This window comes from Couchioplanes azureus (genome assembly GCF_014648355.1).
In the GTDB taxonomy this organism is placed as follows: domain Bacteria; phylum Actinomycetota; class Actinomycetes; order Mycobacteriales; family Micromonosporaceae; genus Actinoplanes; species Actinoplanes azureus.
Map to the genome: position 1 here is coordinate 31,666 of NZ_BMQY01000004.1, position 17,487 is coordinate 49,152.

20 protein-coding genes are annotated in these 17,487 nt (G+C 72.9%); 4 read left to right on the plus strand and 16 right to left on the minus strand.

The window, feature by feature from the left end; genetic code table 11:
- Nucleotides 1–41 precede the first annotated feature (41 nt).
- On the plus strand, nt 42–1,757 hold the full coding sequence (locus tag IEY99_RS15205) for a S8 family serine peptidase (protein WP_189203690.1): 1,716 nt from the start codon (nt 42–44) through the stop codon (nt 1,755–1,757).
- A 61-nt stretch (nt 1,758–1,818) separates the two neighbouring features.
- On the opposite strand, the gene IEY99_RS15210 is transcribed toward IEY99_RS15205, so the two are convergent.
- The 3 genes from IEY99_RS15210 to IEY99_RS15220 all read right to left on the minus strand — a co-directional run bounded on the left by IEY99_RS15210 (nt 1,819) and on the right by IEY99_RS15220 (nt 4,390).
- Nucleotides 1,819–3,444 carry a tetratricopeptide repeat-containing diguanylate cyclase gene (locus tag IEY99_RS15210; protein WP_229798721.1) on the minus strand — a complete coding sequence of 542 codons (1,626 nt, stop codon included), beginning with the start codon at nt 3,442–3,444 and terminating at the stop codon, nt 1,819–1,821.
- 114 nt (nt 3,445–3,558) lie between these two features.
- The gene (locus IEY99_RS15215) at nt 3,559–3,891 is read right to left on the minus strand and encodes a hypothetical protein (protein WP_189203692.1); all 333 of its coding nucleotides are present in this window, start codon (nt 3,889–3,891) and stop codon (nt 3,559–3,561) included.
- A gap of 64 nt (nt 3,892–3,955) precedes the next feature.
- Nucleotides 3,956–4,390, minus strand: coding sequence for an STAS domain-containing protein (locus tag IEY99_RS15220; protein ID WP_189203694.1), 435 nt, complete (start codon nt 4,388–4,390; stop codon nt 3,956–3,958).
- Nucleotides 4,391–4,500: 110 nt separating this feature from the next.
- Between IEY99_RS15220 and IEY99_RS15225 the strand changes: the two genes are divergently transcribed.
- Nucleotides 4,501–5,028, plus strand: a complete 528-nt coding sequence (locus IEY99_RS15225; protein WP_189203696.1) for a LytR C-terminal domain-containing protein — start codon at nt 4,501–4,503, stop codon at nt 5,026–5,028.
- A gap of 7 nt (nt 5,029–5,035) precedes the next feature.
- Here IEY99_RS15225 and IEY99_RS15230 read toward each other — a convergent pair whose 3' ends face one another.
- The 6 genes from IEY99_RS15230 to IEY99_RS15255 all read right to left on the minus strand — a co-directional run bounded on the left by IEY99_RS15230 (nt 5,036) and on the right by IEY99_RS15255 (nt 10,051).
- Nucleotides 5,036–5,776: an energy-coupling factor ABC transporter ATP-binding protein gene (locus IEY99_RS15230; RefSeq protein ID WP_189203698.1), complete on the minus strand. Its 741-nt coding sequence runs from the start codon at nt 5,774–5,776 to the stop codon at nt 5,036–5,038.
- Nucleotides 5,773–6,534: a cobalt ECF transporter T component CbiQ gene (gene cbiQ / locus IEY99_RS15235; RefSeq protein ID WP_189203700.1), complete on the minus strand. Its 762-nt coding sequence runs from the start codon at nt 6,532–6,534 to the stop codon at nt 5,773–5,775. The genes IEY99_RS15230 and cbiQ overlap by 4 nt, the downstream gene beginning before the upstream one ends.
- Nucleotides 6,534–6,887: a PDGLE domain-containing protein gene (locus IEY99_RS15240; RefSeq protein ID WP_189203702.1), complete on the minus strand. Its 354-nt coding sequence runs from the start codon at nt 6,885–6,887 to the stop codon at nt 6,534–6,536. Before IEY99_RS15240 ends, cbiQ begins: the two co-directional genes overlap by 1 nt.
- Nucleotides 6,884–7,594 (minus strand): energy-coupling factor ABC transporter permease, encoded by a 711-nt coding sequence (locus IEY99_RS15245; RefSeq protein WP_189204769.1) that lies wholly within the window; start codon nt 7,592–7,594, stop codon nt 6,884–6,886. Before IEY99_RS15245 ends, IEY99_RS15240 begins: the two co-directional genes overlap by 4 nt.
- Nucleotides 7,595–7,911: 317 nt before the next feature.
- Entirely contained in the window at nt 7,912–9,045 is a 1,134-nt protein-coding gene (locus IEY99_RS15250; RefSeq protein WP_189203704.1) for a helix-hairpin-helix domain-containing protein, read from the minus strand.
- A 145-nt stretch (nt 9,046–9,190) separates the two neighbouring features.
- Nucleotides 9,191–10,051: an SCO6745 family protein gene (locus IEY99_RS15255; protein ID WP_189203705.1), complete on the minus strand. Its 861-nt coding sequence runs from the start codon at nt 10,049–10,051 to the stop codon at nt 9,191–9,193.
- Between the two features lie 223 nt (nt 10,052–10,274).
- On the opposite strand from IEY99_RS15255, the gene IEY99_RS15260 reads away from it, so the two are divergent.
- A complete protein-coding gene (locus IEY99_RS15260; protein WP_189203708.1) occupies nt 10,275–10,766 on the plus strand; it encodes a hypothetical protein in 492 nt (163 codons plus the stop codon).
- Here IEY99_RS15260 and smpB read toward each other — a convergent pair.
- The 6 genes from smpB to IEY99_RS15290 are packed head-to-tail and all read right to left on the minus strand — an operon-like array spanning nt 10,763 to nt 16,114.
- Nucleotides 10,763–11,257 (minus strand): SsrA-binding protein SmpB, encoded by a 495-nt coding sequence (gene smpB / locus IEY99_RS15265; protein ID WP_189204771.1) that lies wholly within the window; start codon nt 11,255–11,257, stop codon nt 10,763–10,765. The genes IEY99_RS15260 and smpB overlap by 4 nt on opposite strands.
- A 37-nt stretch (nt 11,258–11,294) precedes the next feature.
- Nucleotides 11,295–12,509 (minus strand): ABC transporter ATP-binding protein, encoded by a 1,215-nt coding sequence (locus IEY99_RS15270; RefSeq protein ID WP_189203710.1) that lies wholly within the window; start codon nt 12,507–12,509, stop codon nt 11,295–11,297.
- 30 nt (nt 12,510–12,539) lie between these two features.
- Nucleotides 12,540–13,370 carry a carbohydrate ABC transporter permease gene (locus tag IEY99_RS15275; protein WP_189203713.1) on the minus strand — a complete coding sequence of 277 codons (831 nt, stop codon included), beginning with the start codon at nt 13,368–13,370 and terminating at the stop codon, nt 12,540–12,542.
- The gene (locus IEY99_RS15280) at nt 13,367–14,314 is read right to left on the minus strand and encodes a carbohydrate ABC transporter permease (RefSeq protein WP_229798723.1); all 948 of its coding nucleotides are present in this window, start codon (nt 14,312–14,314) and stop codon (nt 13,367–13,369) included. Before IEY99_RS15280 ends, IEY99_RS15275 begins: the two co-directional genes overlap by 4 nt.
- Before the next feature lie 28 nt (nt 14,315–14,342).
- Entirely contained in the window at nt 14,343–15,656 is a 1,314-nt protein-coding gene (locus IEY99_RS15285; protein WP_229798726.1) for an extracellular solute-binding protein, read from the minus strand.
- Nucleotides 15,657–15,682: 26 nt separating this feature from the next.
- Entirely contained in the window at nt 15,683–16,114 is a 432-nt protein-coding gene (locus IEY99_RS15290) for a hypothetical protein (protein ID WP_229798728.1), read from the minus strand.
- 188 nt (nt 16,115–16,302) lie between these two features.
- Here IEY99_RS15290 and IEY99_RS15295 point away from each other — a divergent pair, with 188 nt between their 5' ends.
- On the plus strand, nt 16,303–16,626 hold the full coding sequence (locus IEY99_RS15295; RefSeq protein WP_189203715.1) for a putative quinol monooxygenase: 324 nt from the start codon (nt 16,303–16,305) through the stop codon (nt 16,624–16,626).
- Here IEY99_RS15295 and IEY99_RS15300 read toward each other — a convergent pair.
- Complete coding sequence (locus IEY99_RS15300; RefSeq protein WP_229798730.1) at nt 16,568–17,395, minus strand: SGNH/GDSL hydrolase family protein; 828 nt, start codon at nt 17,393–17,395, stop codon at nt 16,568–16,570. The genes IEY99_RS15295 and IEY99_RS15300 overlap by 59 nt on opposite strands.
- Nucleotides 17,396–17,487: the final 92 nt, after the last annotated feature.

Genomic DNA, 17,487 nt, shown 5'->3' on the forward strand with positions numbered 1-17,487 from the left:
GTGGACTGCTGCAAAGCAACTCACCCGAGGGATGTTCATCAATGACGAAACCCCGCATCGTCAGCGCCGCCGCCGTGGCGGCGCTGACCCTGCTGAGCACCATAGTGACGGGATCCGCCGAGGCCGCTCCGGCCGCCTCCACCGAGTACACCGTCGTCGCCGAGGAGGGTGTGTCCGTCTCGGCCGCGACCGCGGCCATCACCGCGGCCGGCGGCAGCGTCGTCGCCCGCAACGAGGCCGTCGGCCTGTACCGGGTCCGTTCGGCCCGGGCCGACTTCTCCGCGAAGGCGGCCGAGAGCGGCGTCCTCATCGGGGCGAACCTGCGCGCGCCGATCGGCCGCAGCCCCCGTGCGCCGCGCGTCGAGGCGGGCGTGCAGTCCGCCGGGTCCACCCTGGCCGCCCCGGTCGCCGCGCTGCCCGCCGCGACCGCCGCGACCACCGCGACCACCGCGGCTCCCCGGCGGGCCGGCAGCACCGCGGGCCTCGACCCCCTCGACACCCGGCTCTGGGGCCTCAAGATGGTCCGGGCGGACCGGGCGCGCAGCGTGGAGGCCGGCGAGCGCGGCATCACCGTCGGCGTGCTGGACACCGGCCTGGACGCCAGCAACCCCGACCTCGCGGCGAACTTCAGCGCGAGCCTGTCGCGCAACTTCGCGCCCGACATCCCCGAGGACGGCCCGTGCGAGGTGGCGAGCTGCCTCGATCCGGTCGGCACCGACGACGGCGGCCACGGCACGCACGTCGCGGGCACCATCGGCGCCGCCGCGGACGGCTTCGGCATCTCGGGCGTCGCGCCCGGCGTGACCCTCGTCGAGCTCAAGGGCGGCCAGGACTCGGGCTCCTTCTTCCTGGAGCCGGTCGTCAACGCGCTCACCTACGCCGGCGACGCCGGCCTCGACGTGGTCAACATGTCGTTCTACGTCGACCCGTGGCTCTACAACTGCACCGCGAACGCCGCGGACAGCCCCGCGGAGCAGGCCGGGCAGCAGGCGACCATCGCCGGCATGAAGCGCGCACTGGAGTACGCGCACACCCGCGGCGTCACGCTGGTCGGTGCCCTCGGCAACAACCACGAGGACCTGGGCAGCCCGCGTACCGACACCTCGAGCCCCAACTTCGGCGGCACCCCGCGCCCGCGCCGCATCGACAACGCCAGCTGCTGGGACCTGCCCGTCGAGGGCCCGCACGTCATCGGCGTCTCGTCGGTCGGCCCGTCCGGCTCGAAGGCGGACTACTCCAACTACGGCGTGGAGCAGATCTCCGTGGCCGCCCCGGGCGGCTTCCGCGGCGACGGCTACGGCACCAGCTCGTTCAACTCGGTGTCCAACCAGATCCTGTCCAGCTACCCGCTGAAGGTGCTCCGCGAGGAGAACAAGGTGGACGCCGCCGGCAACGTGCGCTCGTCGTACGCCAGCTCGGTCTTCAAGCGCTGCACCACCGGCGGCTCCTGCGGCTACTACACCTACCTGCAGGGCACCTCGATGGCCGCACCGCACGCCAGCGGCGTCGCGGCGCTGATCGCCAGCAAGTACGGCACGCGCGACGCCACCCGCGGCGGGTTGACGATGGACCCGGACGCGCTCGAGCAGCGCCTCTACGCGTCGTCCGCCGAGCGCGCCTGCCCGAACCCGCGGCTGCGCACGTACACCCGTGAGGGCCGGTCGTCCGAGTACAACGCCTACTGCTCCGGCGACCGCAGCTTCAACGGCTTCTACGGCCACGGCATCGTCGACGCGTACGCGTCCGTGACGCAGTAGCGCCGGCAGCACCCGAGCGGGTGCCCTCCGCCGGAGGGCACCCGTCCAGGGGCTCACGCCGTCATGTGGCTCTCGCTGCCGCGAGTGAGGCATGGCCGGCCGGGTCGGCCGCGACCCGGTTGCGACCCGTGCGCTTGGCCGTGTAGAGGTTGTGGTCGGCTCGGGCGAGCAACGCCGAGGGCGTGGTCTTCCCGGCGTCGATGGTCGTCACACCGATGCTGGCGGTCACCGGCAATTCCCCGGTGACCGGTTGCCACGGGTGACCGGCGATCGCCAGCCGCAACCGTTCGCAGCGGAGCACCGCATCGTCGGTGCCGGTGTCCGGCAGCAGAACCACGAACTCCTCACCACCGAGCCGCGCGGCGACGGCCGGCTCGGCCGCCGTGCCGGTCAGGAGCACGGCGACCTGTTGCAGGACCGTGTCGCCGGCGGCATGCGACAGGGTGTCGTTGATCCGCTTGAAGTAGTCCAGATCGACCAGTGCGACCGAGAGCGGCGTGCCCTGTTCGGCGGCCCGCTCGCACAGCATCGTCAGGTGTTCGTCGACGAAGCGGCGGTTGTACAGGCCGGTCAGCGGGTCCCGCAGTGCCATCTCCCGGAAACGGGAGCTCTCCCGGCGCGCCTCCTGGGTCTCGAAGACCGCTTGCAGGGTACGAGCACGCGCCTCGCGCTGAGCCGACTGCAACGCCTGAGTCTCGCCGTGGAAGAGCCGGTACTCCTCGTAGGCCTCGCGGTACCGGCCGGTCACCGCATACAGCTGGGCCTGCTCGTCGCGCGCCCGCGCCCGCACGGAAGCGAGGTCCTGCTCCTCGCACATGGCGACCGCCCGGCGCAGAGTGGCCTGCGCAGCCGCGACATCACCATCCAGCCGCTGCGCCAACGCGAGGGTCAGGAGGGACTCCGCGAGCGTGTGGCTGTCGACCGGCACTTCGGCGGTGCCGTGCAGCAGCGGGTGCAGCGTGGCCCGCGCCCGGGCGTACCAGCCGCGCATGATCTCGATCCGCGCGATGGTGTCGAGGTAGGAGGCGTCGAGCGGCACGTCGTGACGGGCGGAGAACGCCCGGATCTCCTCGATGAGGTTCTGGGCCTGTTCGCCGTCATTGTTCTTGTACGCCGTGTAGGCGACATTGTTGAGCAGCCGCAGGGACAGCGCGAAGTCCCCGATGGCGGACGCGATGGCGAACGCTTCGCGGTACCGGCGCGAGGCTTCGTCCACCGAGCCGCTCTCGCACAACGTCACCGCCAGATGCGACATGTGTCTCGCACGGATGCCGGCGGGCACGTCGTCGCCGGTGTGGGCCAGGCATTGCACGGCGTGGGCGAGAGCGTCGGACTGGTCGCCGATGTGGCGCCGGAAGCGGGACACCGCGAGGTGGCTGCGGGCCAGGACGTACGGATGCCGGTGCCGGGTCGCCCATGCGCTGACGTCGTGGGCGATCCGGCCCGATGTCGTCAGGTCGCCCTCCTGCCGGCACGCCTCGCCGCGGATCAGCCGGGCGCGCATCACCAACTCGATGCGGTCCAGCTCGCTCGCCAGCCGCTCCGCGCGGCCGGCCAACTCCGCGAGGCTCCGGGGCGCTGCCACGGATTCCATCTCCAGCGCCTCGAGGGCAGCCGCCAGTCGCTCCGGCTGCCGATCACGGGCACACTCGGCGAACCGCGTCTCGAGCGCTCCGTTCGTACCCACTCGAACCCACCTTCGTCGACACCCGGCGATCTGACGGTAGGCCGGACCGGTTGCCGCCGGAGGGCATGTGGGTTGCCGGACGGGTACGACGGACGGCGTGACTCGCAACGGAGGTCAGCGGCGCTCGCTCCCGTACGCGATGCTCAGGATGGCGTTCGCGACCCAGATGGCCTGCGTCCGGTTGTCGTAGGGCCCGACGCGCAGCTCCACCGCGTGCTCGCCGAACAGCGCCCGCACCGTCCAGCTGTCCGGGTGGCGGTCGTCCTCGCGGCTGTGGTTGACGATGACCTGGGTGGCGGCGCGGACGTTGACCGCGGACCACTTCTCGTCCCCGGTGGGCCAGGCCCGGAACCAGCCGGGCGCGATGGCCACGACCTCCTTGTTCGCCTCGTCCAGCGCCCATTCCAGCTCTTCCGGCACCGGCAACTCCGGCTGTGCGTGCGTCATGGCGACCCCCGCCCTCACCTTCTGCCCGAAATGCCATGGTAAATGCATTTCGGGCGCCGAGAGGTCAGGTCGCCCAGCGCCGGACCGGCGGCTCCTCGTCCGGCACCGCCGGGGCGGGGCGCAGCGGCAGCACCGTCGCGCCGCCCGTGCCGGCGAGCCGGGCGGACGCTTCGGCGCTCGCCCCGAACAGCTCGAGCACGCCGGTGACCTGCAGGACCGTGCGTATCGCGCCCCGCGCGTTGACGATCTGGGCGTCCTTGCCCGCCTCCTGGGCCCGCAGCAGGCCGTCGAGCAGGGCGCCGATCGCCTCGGAGTCGAGGAAGAGCGTGTGGTGCAGGTCGACCACGAGCAGGGGAGCCCCGTTGTCGTGCACGGCGTCGTAGAGCTCGCGCCGCAGCGGGTCGCGGGCGTCGCCGTCCAGGTCGCCGATGAGCCGGACGCAGACCTCGCGGCCGCCGTCGACCATGACCCGGGTGATGGTGAAGTGCTCCGAGCGCATGGCCACCTTTGTACCAATGGCGGGCTACCGCCTCCCCCGATCGGGCGATGGGCACGGGGCCGATCGGAGGACGCGGTGGATGTTGCGCGGGCTCGCTACCGTCGCGCCTCGTGAGTTTCACGCGGGTCCGGGCCCTCCTCCTCGTCGGTTTCCTCGCCGTGGCGGCGATCGTCGTCGTCGTTCTCGCCGTGGCCCGCGACTCCCAGGGCGGCCCGGTCGCCGGCCCCGCCTGCCCGGTCGGTGCGCCCGTCGCCAGCCTCCGGCTCCCGCCCGGGCCGTCCCAGGTGACCGTGAAGGTCTTCAACGGCACCGCGACCCCGGGGCTGGGCGCGCGCGTGTCCGCCGACTTCGTCGACCGCCGGTTCCAGGTGCAGAAGCCGGCGATGAGCAGGAAGCAGGTCGCCGACGTGGCCGAGCTGCGCTACGGCCCGGAGGGTGTGGGCGCGGCCCAGCTGGTGCAGGCCTACTTCTTCGGCAAGGCGACCCGCGCGTACGACCCCGCCCGCCGGGGCGCCGTGGTCGACGTGGTGGTCGGCGCCGGATTCCAGCGGCTCGGCAGGCTCACCGAGGCACACCAGTCGCTGGGCATCATCGGCGAGGCGAAGCTGCCACCGGGAGCCTGCGCCCCGACCACGTGACGCGGTGCTACGGGCGTACCGGATGGAAGCCGTAGGGAAGCTCCAGCCGGTGGGCGCGCAGCAGATCGTCGTCCGCGAGGATGCCGGCGGTCGGCCCGTCGGCCGCGATGCGGCCGCCGTCGAGGATGACCGAGCGGGGACAGAGCTGCATCGCGTACGGAAGATCGTGCGTGACCATCAGCACCGTCACCGGCAGCCGCTGGAGGATCTCCGCCAGCTCGCGCCGGCTCGCCGGGTCCAGGTTGGACGACGGCTCGTCCAGGACCAGCAGCTGCGGCCGCATCGCCAGCACCGTGGCCACCGCGACCCGCCGCCGCTGCCCGAACGACAGGTGGTGCGGCACCTGGTCGCGATGCGCGGACATGCCCACCGCGGCGAGGGCCTCGTCGACCCGCTCCTGCAGCTCGGGCCCGCGCAGACCCAGGTTCGCCGGGCCGAACGCGACGTCCTCGGCCACCGTCGGCATGAAAAGCTGGTCGTCCGGGTCCTGGAAGACGATGCCGACCCGGCGGCGGATCTCGGTGAGCCGGCCCCGGTCGCGGGCGTCCACCCGCAGGCCGCCGACCTCGACCGTGCCCGCGCCGCCGTGCAGCACGCCGTTGAGGTGCAGCACCAGCGTCGTCTTCCCGGCGCCGTTCGGGCCGAGCAGGGCGACGCGTTCACCCTCGGCCACGTCCAGGTCCACCCCGCGCAGGGCGACGCTGCCGTCCGGGTACGCGTACGTCAGCCCGGCGACCCGCAGGCTCATCGCAGCACCGCCGTCACGGCGATGGCGGCGGCCGCGACGGGCAGGGCCGCCGACTGGGCCCACTGCGCCGCGCTCGCGCCGCCCGTGTCGGGCCGGGGCATGCGTCCGTCGTAGCCGCGCGACACCATCGCCAGATAGACCCTCTCGCCCCGCTCGTACGCCCGCAGGAACAACGATCCCACGCTCACCGCGAACGCCTTCACCTGCCACAGGAACCGGGGGTCGTAGCCGCGCGACAGCCGCGCGATCCGCATCCGCCGCGCGTCCTCGACGAGGATGTCCAGGTAGCGCAGCATGAACGTGGCGATCTGGGTGAACACGGCCGGGCAGCGCAGCCGGTCCAGCCCGAGGATCAGGTCGCGCATCGTGGTGGACGCGGCGAGCAGCAGCGAGGCCACGACCCCGAGCGTGCCCTTGGCGAAGATGTTCCACGCGCCGTACAGGCCGTCGACGGAGAGCGACAGGCCCAGCCAGTCCACCCGGTCGCCGTGTCCCGCGAAGGGCAGGGCGACCGCCAGCACCACGAACGGCAGCTCGATGGTGGCCCGCTTGGCCAGCCAGGACGCCGGCACCCGCGCGGTCACGGCGACCGCGGCGAGCAGCAGGGCGTACCCGCCGAAGGCCGCGAACTCCTCCCGCGGCGTCGCCACGACCACCACCGTGAACAGCAGCATGGCGAGGATCTTCACCTCCGGCGCGAGCCGGTGCACCGGGCTCGGCCGGTGCAGGTGCAGCGGGTGGGCGTGACCGGCGCCCACTAGGCCTCGGCTTCCGTCCGCGTGCGCCGCCGGGCCAGCCAGAACACGCCGCCGCCGAGCCCGAACGTGACGAGCACGCCGAGCACGCCGGAGAGCCCCGTCGACAGCGCACCCGTACCGAGGCCGCGGATGCCGTAGTCGGCGAGCGGGCTCCCGGCGAGCTGGTGCTCCTGCTCCTTCTGCAGCATGCAGGTGCCGCCGGTGATCTCGTCGTCGGCGTTGAACGTGCACCCCTGCCGCGCGGTGGCGTCGAGCCCGTCGGGGCTGCCGGAGGCGAAGGCGCTGACGACCCCGGCGAGCAGCAGGGCCACCAGGAGCCCGCCGGCGAGGAACCAGCCGAGCCGCTTGGTCATCGGACACCTCCGGCGACGGGCACCGGCTCGACGGCCGGCGCGGTGCGGAACCGGCGCAGGGCGTAGACCAGATCCGGGCGTACGCGAGCCACGGTGGCGACCGTGGTGGCGGCGATCAGGCCCTCGCCGATGCCGATCAGGGTGTGCACCCCGGCCATCGTGGCGGCGATCGTGGGCATCGAGAGCTCGGTCGTGCCGCCCATCCAGTACTGCAGGACGAAGCCCTGCGAGGCGACGACCACGCCGACGACCGAGGCGGCGAAGGCGGCCGCGCCGACCCCGGCCGGAGTCTTCGGCAGCAGCCGCATCAGCCCGGCGACGAGCAGGTAGCCGGCCGCGGTGCCGAGCAGCGCCATGTTCGTGATGTTGAGCCCGAGCGCGGTGAGCCCGCCGTCGGCGAAGAGCAGGCACTGCACGATCAGCACGGTGGAGACGCAGAGCGCCCCGACCCAGGGTCCGACCAGGACCACCGCGAGGGCGCCGCCGAGCAGGTGCCCGGAGACGCCGGGCAGCACCTGGAAGTTGAGCATCTGCACGGCGAAGATGAACGCGGCCACGAGGCCGGCCATCGGCGCCAGGCGGTCGTCGAGATCGGCGCGGGCCCGCCACACGCAGCACGCCAGCGCCCCGGCGGCGACGGCGGCGAAGAGGGCGGACACCGGCCCGTCCACGATCCCGTTGGCGATGTGCATCGCCACTACATCCATCATGCCTCCCCGGTCCGCGAACTGCGGGCCAGCATATTGGGCATGGGATGCTGTTGCATAGTCTTGGCAACTAGGTCACAGGGGCGCCTCCCCCGGCGGAGCCGACTTTCATGATCATGTAACGGCGGTGCCCGCCCGGCTGGCCGGGCGGGCACGATCGGTGCGCGCGGCCGCCCATGGCGGCCGGGTCGGGGAGCGGGCCGGCGGACCGGCGTGGACGGAGATCCGGGTCGCGGCGACTTGCGGCCGTGCTGACGCGGATCCGCGCCGGGGCGCGGATCCGCGTGAACCCGAAGTGACGCCGGTGCGGCGACCGGTCAGCGGGTCGTCAGGGCGCGGGCGCGCTCGGGCCAGGCGCCCAGGCTCGGCGCGGGGCGCATCCCGGCGGCCGTGATCGCGGCCCGGATCGCGACGACGTCGGCCGCGGCGAGCTGCTCGTAGGTGGTGATGCCACCGGCCGCGAGGGCCATCGCCATCTTGGGCCCGATCCCGGCGATCTTCGTCAGGTCGTCCGGCTCGTGCGCCGGCCCGGCGTCCGCCGGCCCGCTCTGCGCCGGGATGGTGGCGACCGGTTCCTTGACGGGCTCGGAGAGCAGGATCGGCTCCGTCACGGGCTCGGCGGCCGGGTCCGGCTCCGGGGCGGACTCGGTGACCGCCACCGGTTCCGTCGCCGGCCCGGCGGCCGTGACCGGCTCCTTGACGGGCTCGGTGACCGCGACCGGCTCCGTCGCGGGCTCGGTGAGCAGGGCAGGCTCCGCGACCGTGACCGGCTCCGTCTCGGGGACCGGCACCGGTTCCTTGACGGGCTCGGAGAGCAGGTCCGGCTCCGTCACGCGCGCGGTGACCACGGTGGGCGCCGGCGCCGGCGTGACCGGCTCGTCGGCGACCACGGGCTCGGGCGCCCGGACCGGCTCGGGCGTGAGGCCCGGCTCGGGGGTGAGGCCCGGCTCGGGCGTGAGGCCCGGCTCGGTCGCGGTGAGCGGCTCCGGCGCGGTGACCGGCTCGGTCCTGCCGGCCGGTTCCAGGTCGGCGATGGGTTCGCGCTCGTGCGCCGGCTCAGGCTTCTCGGAGACCGGCTCGGACGCGGAGGCCTGCTCCTCGACGGGCTCGGAAGCGGACGCGCGCTCCTCGGCGGGCGGTGCGAGCACCGGGTGGTCGCCGGCGGGGGGCTCGGGAGCGGACGCGCGCTCCTCGGCGACCGCTGCGGGCGCCGGCGTGTGCCCGCTGACGACGGGTTCGGCGGCGGCGGGTTCGGCGGCGGCGGGTTCGGCGGCCGCGGGTTCGGCGGCGGCGGGTTCGGCGGCCGCGGGTTCGGCGGCGGTTTCGGGGGCGGCGGGCGTGGCGGTGCTCGTCGCGCTGTGCTGGGCTGCGGTTACCTGGCGTCCTCGCAGGAGCCAGCCGGCGAGCACACCGACCACCAACCCGGCAACGAGGTAGAGGAACGATGCCACGACTTGCCTCCGGACGGCTTCAGATGCGGATGTAGCGCGCATCATAGGGGAGCCGTTCGCCGGGTCCGCACGCGAACCGCCGTCGATCCCGTCACACCCGGGCCGGTTCCCCCGGGAGGGAACCGTCGCAGCGGGAGCAACCAGGTCACTTCGGCCTGGCGGGGAGGGCTCCGGCGAGGAAACCGGCCTTCACCAGGGTGCGGCTCAGCGGCCGCACGAGTTCCACCAGGCGGGCGCAACCGCCGGCGCCGAGGATCTCGTACGCCGGCGCGGCCAGGCGGTCGGTCTCCGCCTCGAGGCGGGCGCGCAGCGCACGGCCCTCGTCGGTGAGGCCGTCGCCGGTCATCAGGCCGCGGGAGCGCAGAGACTCCGCTGCCGCGGCCCACTCCTCGCGGCTCCAGCCGCGGCTGGCGCGCAGGAAGTCCCCGCTCACCTCGCCCGATGCGGTGTGCAGGACGATCGACTCCAGCCCGGACAGGCCGGCGAGCAGCAGCGCCGCGACGTGCCCGTCGCCGCGGAACTCGCGGAGCAGGGTCTGCGCGTGCCACAGGACCAGGTGCGGTTCCTTCGGCCAGGCGAGGTCGGCGTGCGCCGCGTAGAGGGGACGGCCGGAGACGTGCGCGGTCGCCGACTCGGCGGCGCGCCGGGCCAGGGTGGCCGCCTCGGCGACCTCGTCGCTGCGCAGCACGTCGCCGAGGCCGCGGTCCAGGGCCGCGTCCGCCGCGGCGAGGCGTGCCTCGATCACCGCGGCGGGGCTCACCGTGTGCCAGATCTCCGGAAGGAAGCGCGCCACGAGGCCGGGATGGAAGTTGTAGAAGCTCGCGACCACCGGGCCCGGGCCGACGGGGCCGAACGCGCCACCACGGGACGCGAAGTAGCCGGCGCGAGCGGGCAGCCCGAGGGCCTCGAAGCGCTGGGTGGACTCGGGAACGAAGTAGACCATCGCGTGCAGCGGCTCGGCGAACCGCCACGCCTCGCGGGCCGCCGCCGGATCGAGCGTCGTCATGCGGGCATCCTTTCATTACCGACGGGTAAGCGCGACGTCCCGCGGCCCGGCGGCGCTCGGCGGCGGCCGGCGGCGGAGTGTCCGAGGGCGGGCGGCCGGCGGCGGGGTGTCCGAGGGCGGGCGGCCGGCGGCGGGGTGTCCGAGGCCGGGGCGGCCGGCGGCGGGGTGTCCGAGGCCGGGGCGGCCGGCGGGAGGGCGGCGGCGGGGTCGATAGGCTGCGGGGGTGGACGACCTGGCCGACCGGCTCGCGGCGCTGACGTTCCGCGGGCTCACCCAGGACCAGGTGACGGCGCTCGTGATCGACACCGTCGCCGCGTGGGGTGAGGCGCAGGGCTGGCGCGTCTACCGGCGGGCGCCGAGCGTGATGCGGCTGCCGCCGCCCATGGACCGCCGCCATTCCGTGCTCGACGTCGCCCTCGCGCGACCCGGCGCGCCGCCCATCGTGGTCGAGGTCGATCACACCGATCGGCGGCGTACGGTCGAGAAGCTGCTCGCCGAGGCCGAGGAGGGGCGGATCCCGTTCTGGGTGCGCTGGGGCCCGGGCCGCATCGCCGAGGCGCCGCCGCCGATCCACGTCATCGCGGTGCACGTGACCCGCCACCAGGGCCGGTACTCGCGCAGCGCCCTGAGCGCCCCCGAGCACTCCCCGCGGCCGCCCCGGCCGGCGGAGGCCGCCGAGCTGCCCCTGACCGGGGAGAGCGGCGGCGGTGCCTAGCGGGTGCGGCCCTTCAGGTGCCGGCCCATGGCCCGGGCGATCTCCCGCTTCGCGTCCCGCTCGGCGATCGCCTGGCGCTTGTCGTACTCCCGCTTGCCCTTGGCCAGGGCGAGCTCGACCTTGGCCCAGCCGTCCTGGAAGTAGAGCGACAGCGGCACCAGGGCGATGCCCGGCTCGCGCAGCTTGTCGAGGATGCGGGCGATCTCCACGCGGTGCAGCAGGAGTTTGCGGGTACGCCGCGGCGCATGGTTGGTCCACGAGCCGAACCCGTACTCGGCGATGTGCAGGTTGTAGAGCATGATCTCGCCCTCGTGCTCCTGGGCGAAGGCGTCGACGATGGACGCGTAGCCGGCGCGCAGCGACTTCACCTCCGTGCCCGCCAGCACGAGTCCCGCCTCGTACGTCTTGAGGACCGCGTAGTCGTGGCGCGCCTTGCGGTTCGACGCGATGACCTTGCGGCCGGTCTCCCTGGGCGTGGCCGGCCTCCTCACTCGCAACGGCTGACCGTGCGAGCTTACGGGCCGGTGCTCAGCCCGCGCGCTGCGGCGGGATCTCGGGCTCGGCGTGGCGGCCGCCGGCTTCCTCGCCCAGGGCGAGATTTCTCCCGGTACGCGGGTCGAACAGCAGGATCCGCGACGGGTCCAGCCACAGCGACGCCTTCTCCCCGTCGCGGACCCGGCTCGTCGGGTCCAGCGAGACCACCATCTGCGTGCGCATCTGCTCGCTGTCGAGCTCGCGCTGCAGGCCGGCGAGCTGTTCGGCGAGGTCGCCGGGCGCCTCGTACGGGATGAACGCGTACTGCTCGTTGCCCAGCCACTCGGTGACGTCGACCTCGACCTCGAAGACCACCCCGCGGTCGCGCTTGCGCTCGTCGACGAGGGTGGCGTCCTCGAAGTACTCGGGGCGGACGCCGGCGATGAGCACCTGGCCGTCGCCGACCCGGTCCGCGACCTCGCCGGGCAGCGGGCAGGTGAGGAATGGCAGGCGCAGTTCGTCCCCGCGTACGGCGGCCGGCAGGAAGTTCATCGGCGGCGAGCCGATGAACCCGGCGACGAACAGGTTGGCGGGCTTCTCGTAGAGCTCGCGCGGGCTGGCGACCTGCTGGAGCTCGCCCTTGCGGAGCACGGCGACCCGGTCGCCGAGCGTCATGGCCTCGGTCTGGTCGTGGGTCACGTACACCGTCGTGGTGCCGAGCCGGCGCTGCATGCGCAGGATCTCGGTGCGCATCTGCCCGCGCAGCTTGGCGTCCAGGTTCGACAGCGGCTCGTCGAAGAGGAACGCGTCGGCCTGCCGGACGATGGCCCGGCCCATGGCGACGCGCTGGCGCTGCCCGCCGGAGAGCTGGCTGGGCTTACGGTCGAGGTGCTCGTGCAGCTCCAGGGTGTCGGCGGCGGCCTTGACCCGCTCGCGCACCTCGGCCTCCGGGGTGTGCTTGAGCCGCAGCGGGAACGCGATGTTCTCGAAGACCGACAGGTGCGGATAGAGCGCGTAGTTCTGGAACACCATGGACAGGTTGCGGTCCCGGGGCGCCTTCTGGTTCATCCGCTCGCCGCCGATGAGCAGGTCACCGGAGGTGATGTCCTCCAGCCCGACGATCATCCGCAGCAGCGTGGACTTGCCGCAGCCGGACGGCCCGACCAGGATCATGAACTCGCCGTCGGCGATGTCCAGGCTGACGTCCTTCACGGCGTGGTAGCCGTCGGGGTACGTCTTGTCGACGTTCTTGATGGTGATGGCTGCCATCTCGGGCGGTCCTTTCTCTTCTCGCCGGGCTCAGCCCTTGACGGCGCCGGAGGTGAGGCCGGCCACGATGCGCCGCTGGAAGATCAGCGTGACGATGACGATCGGGACGGTGACGACCACGGACGCCGCGGCGATCGCGGCCGTGGGCTGCTGGAACTGCGACGCGCCGGTGAAGAACGCCAGCGCCGCCGGGACCGGGCGGGCGGCGTCGGTCGAGGTGAGCGAGACGCCGAAGACGAAGTCGTTCCAGCCCGCGAAGAACGCGATGATCGCGGTGGTGAAGACGCCCGGCGCGGCCAGCGGGACGATCACCCGCCGGAACGCCTGCCAGGGCGTGGCCCCGTCGACCTGGGCCGCCTGTTCCATCTCCCAGGGGATCTCGCGGAAGAACGCCGACAGGGTCCAGATCGACAACGGCAGCGTGAAGGAGATGTACGGGATGATCAGTCCCAGCCAGGTGTCGAACAGCCCGATCGCCCTCCACATGTCGAACAGCGGCCCGATCAGGGAGATCACCGGGAACATGGCGATCGCCAGCGCGACGGAGAGGATGAGCTTCTTGCCGGGGAAGTCGAGGCGGGCGATCGCGTACGCCACGAACATCGCGATGACCACGCTGAAGGCGGTGGAGATGAACGAGATGCCGATGGAGTTGCGCAGTGCGCTGGTGAACAGGTCGGTCTGGAACACCGTCCGGTAGTTGTCGAGGCTCCAGTCGCTCGGGAGGAACCGCTTGTTGTAGATGTCGTCGCCCGGCTTGAGCGACAGCGAGATCATCCAGGCGATCGGGGTCAGCGTGTAGAGCAGGATCAGGACCGCCCCGATGATCCAGGCCACCTGGGAGCGTCGGGTCGTGGTCATCGGCGGTCCCCCCGTACCTGTCCGAGATCGGTCTTGAAGCCCTTGATGAAGACGAACGCGATCAGCAGCACCGAGAGGAACAGCAGCACCGAGACCGCCGAGCCGATGCCCAGCGCGACCCGGGTGATGTTCTGCCGGTAGGCGAGGAACGACAGCGTCTCGGTGCCGCTGGCGCCGGACGTCATGACGAAGACGTTGTCGAAGATGCGCCAGGCGTCGAGGGTGCGGAACAGCAGCGCCACCATGATGGCGGCCTTCATGTTCGGGATGATCACCCGGAAGAGCCGCTGCCGGAACGTCGCGCCGTCCACCTGGGCCGCCTCCAGCAGCGAGTCGGGCACCTGGGCCAGGCCGGCGAGCAGCAGCAGGGCGATGAACGGCGTGGTCTTCCAAATCTCCGAGGCGCAGATGGTGATCAGCGCCGACCAGCGCTGGCCGAACCAGTCGAAGTCGCCCAGCCCCAGCCAGTTGTTGACGAAGCCGGAGTCCAGGGCAAAGGCGTACCGCCAGGCGAAGGCGGAGACCACCGTGATGATCCCGTACGGGACCAGGATGGACGTCCGGATCGTCCGGCGGCCGAAGATGATCCGGTGCATGACCATCGCGAAGGTGAAGCCGACGACCAGCTCGACCGACACGGTGACCAGGGTGATCAGCGCCGTGGTGCCGACGTCCTGCCACCACAGCGGGTCGGTGAGCACGACGAGGTAGTTGCCGAGCCCCACGAACTCCTTGCCCGCCGGGTCGGTCAGCCGGTAGCTGAAGGTGGAGAGGTAGACGGCGTTCGCCATCGGGTACGCCGTGACCGCCACCATCAGGATGAACGCGGGCGCGGACAGCAGCCAGCCGAGCCGGCGCTCGTGCAGCGCGCGGTCGGTGAGCGCGAACGGGGGTGCCTTGCGGCGCGCCGCCGCCGGGGCCGGTGGTTCTCGGGTGACCGTCACCGGGGTCTCCTCTCCGGCTCGGGGGCCGTCACAGCAGCCGCCGGTCGTGCAGGACGTCGTCGATCAGCCGGGCGGCGGTCGCCGGGGTCTCGTCCGGGTCCACGCCGGCCGGCGTGTGCCAGGTCCGCTGCACCGCGGCGGACACGTCGCCGTAGTACGGGGTGATCGGGCGGGGGCCCGCGTCGTTGATGGACTCGCGCATCAGGTCGGCCATCGGGTACTTCTTGCGCACGTCCGGGTCGTCGTACACCGAGCCGGTCGCGACCGGGTCGCCCAGGCCGAGGAAGCGGATCTTCTGCATGGGCGGCGAGATCAGGCACTTGACGGCCTCGACCGCCAGGTCCTTCTTGGTGCTGAACCGGCTGATGCCGATGTTCGCGCCGCCGATCGGCGGCTTGCTCGGCAGGTCGGGACGGACCCGGGGATAGCGCGCCCAGGCCACGTCGTCGAGGACCGAGGGGTCGGTCGTGCCGTCGGCGACGTTGCCCTGCAGGGAGGCGTACGCGTACGGCCAGTTCAGCATGAACCCGCCGTTCGCGCCCTGGAAGGCGATCCGGCCGACCTCCTCGTCCGCGGTGGACAGCGCCGGGTCCGCGGCGGTCGAGTTCGCCAGCCTGGCGATGATCCGGGCGGCCTCGCGGCCCGCGGGCGAGTCGATGGCGACGGTGGCGTCGCGGCCGCGCTCGTTGTCGCGGATGATCGCGCCGCCGGCGGACTCGATGAGCCCGTTGACCCAGACCATGTAGCCCTCGTAGCGCTTGCCCTGCTCAGAGATGATCTTGTTGGTCCGGACCGCCGCGTCGATCATCTGGTCCCAGGTGAAGGACGGCGCGGCGGGGTCGACGCCGGCCGCCCGGGCCACCGACTTGCGGTACCAGAGCAGCTGGGTGTTGGCCGAGTACGGCACCCCGACCAGCTTGCCCTTCCACTCGGCGGTCTCGATCGGCGACTCGAGGATGTCGGTCAGCAGCTCCGCGCGCTCGGCCTCGGTGAACTCGTACAGCCAGCCGGCGCTGGCCAGCTCCGGGTTGTACGGCGGGTCGATGGTCATGAAGTCGATGGACGGGTCCGCGGCGGCGAGCCGGCGGACGATCTGTTCGCGCTGGCCGTCCGCGGTGGCCGGCAGCACCGAGACGGCGATCGTGTAGCGCCCGCCCGAGTTGCGGCTGCACTGCGCCGCGACCTCCTGCGTGGAACCCGTGTTGTCGGGGTTGATGTACCAGTTCAGGGTCCGGGAGTCGCCGGTGTCACCGCCGCATCCGACCAGGGCGGAACAGGCGACGGCGGCCGCGGCGGCGGCCGCCACCGATCTGCGGTGGCCGGCCGTTCTGCTACCGATCACGGGCGTGCTCCTCTCGGGCTCCTCGGTCAGCGCGGGCGATCACCCGCCAGCAGGCCGACGGCGGGCAGGGCCAGGCCCGCATCGGTCAGGTCGTGCAGCAGCCGGCGCAGCGCGGCGGGGGACATGCCGGCGTGCGGGGCAGGTGTGCGGGCCGGCACGTTCAGCGCGCGCGCCGCCTCGACGGCCAGGTCGGTGATGGCCGCCTCCAGGGCGCGCAACCGCAGGCCGCGCGGGCCCGGCCGGGTGTCGGTGCGCAGGTCGTCGTGCTGGTACAGCAGCCGGCGCAGGTCCGTGGCGAGCTGCTCGATGGGTGGGCTGTGCGGACCCAGCGGGTCGTCCCGCCGCCGGGCGAGGTGCCACAGGGCCCGGGCGGCGCGTGGAGCGTAGAGCGCCACGCCCACGGCGAGCGTGGGCGAGAGCATGATGATCGCGATCTGGCCGGCTCTGGCGAGGTCCACAGCGGATCCTCAGCGATATCTACTGATCGGATGCAAGTGCTGACTGCTCGTAGCTTCCGCGCACTGATCGTCGGTGTCAACACTGGTTCGATTTAGCGCGTTGTCATCATCTGAAGGGGCGCTGGCGGCGTTTCCTCGGCATGATGGACCGCGGAGCCGCCGACCGTGCGGGCAGGAGGGATCCAACGATGATCTTCATTACGGCGAAGTTCCTCGTCAAGCCGGAGTCGGCGCAGCGATGGCCGGAGATCACCGCCGCGTTCACCCGCGCGACCCGGGCGGAGCCGGGATGCCTGTGGTTCGACTGGTCCCGCGGCCTCGACAACCCGGACGAGTACGTCCTGGTCGAGGCGTTCCGCGACGACGCGGCGGGTGCGGCGCACGTGAACTCCGCGCACTTCGAGCAGGCCCAGCGGGAGCTTCCCCCGCATCTGCGGTCGACCCCGCGGATCATCAGTCAGAAGGTGGACCAGGACGACTGGTCCGACCTGGGGGAGATGGCGGTCGGCTGAGCGCGGCCAGCAGGGCCGGATACCACCGTGCGGCGATCTTGCGGTCGCCCGCGCGGTTCGGGTGCACGCCGTCCGAGGTGTCGGCGGCGGTGTCGAAGCCGGTCCACTGGTCCACCACCGCGATCGGCGAGCGCGGGGTGGACAGGGCCGCGGCCCAGCCCGGCACGGCCGCGTTCAGGGCGGCGACCCGCCGCGCGCACCCGGCGCAGCCCGCCGGGTCCATCGGCAGGACCTGCGCGACGAGGATCGTCATCCGGGGGTTGGCCGCGCGCATCTGGCCGACGAGTGTGGTGAAGGCCGCCAGGATCGCCGCGGCGCTCCGGTGGCGCCAGACGTCGTTGGTGCCGAGGTGCATCATCACCACGTCCGGGTCGGTGGCCGACAGCCAGCCGGGCAGCAGCCCGCGCGCGGCCACGTCGGTGGCCAGGTAGCCGCTGTGCCCCTCGTGACGGCCGTCGTGGGCGAACCCGCACGGCCGGGCCGGCCGCGTGCCGACGAAGTCCACCCGCCGGGCCGGCAGTCTGCGCCACAGCAGCGCCCGCCAGCACCCCGGCGAGCCGGTGATCGAGTCGCCGAGCGGCATGATCCGCACCGGCGCCGCGTCCGGCGCGTCCACCGGGTCCGCCGGGTTCGGCGCGTCCGCCGGGTCCGCCGCGGCGTGGGCGGCGGTCGCGGCCGGCGGGTCCTGGGGGTGCGCCGGCCCCAGGGCGGCCAGGGAGGCCGGCAGCAGCATCGCCACCGCGCCGAGTGCCAGCCCGCGTCGCTGCACGGATGTCCTCCCCGGAATCGGGTCCGCCACGCGCATCCCATTTCCTCACACCTGCGCCCGGCCCGGCCCGCCGTTCGGGGAACCCGGCTCGG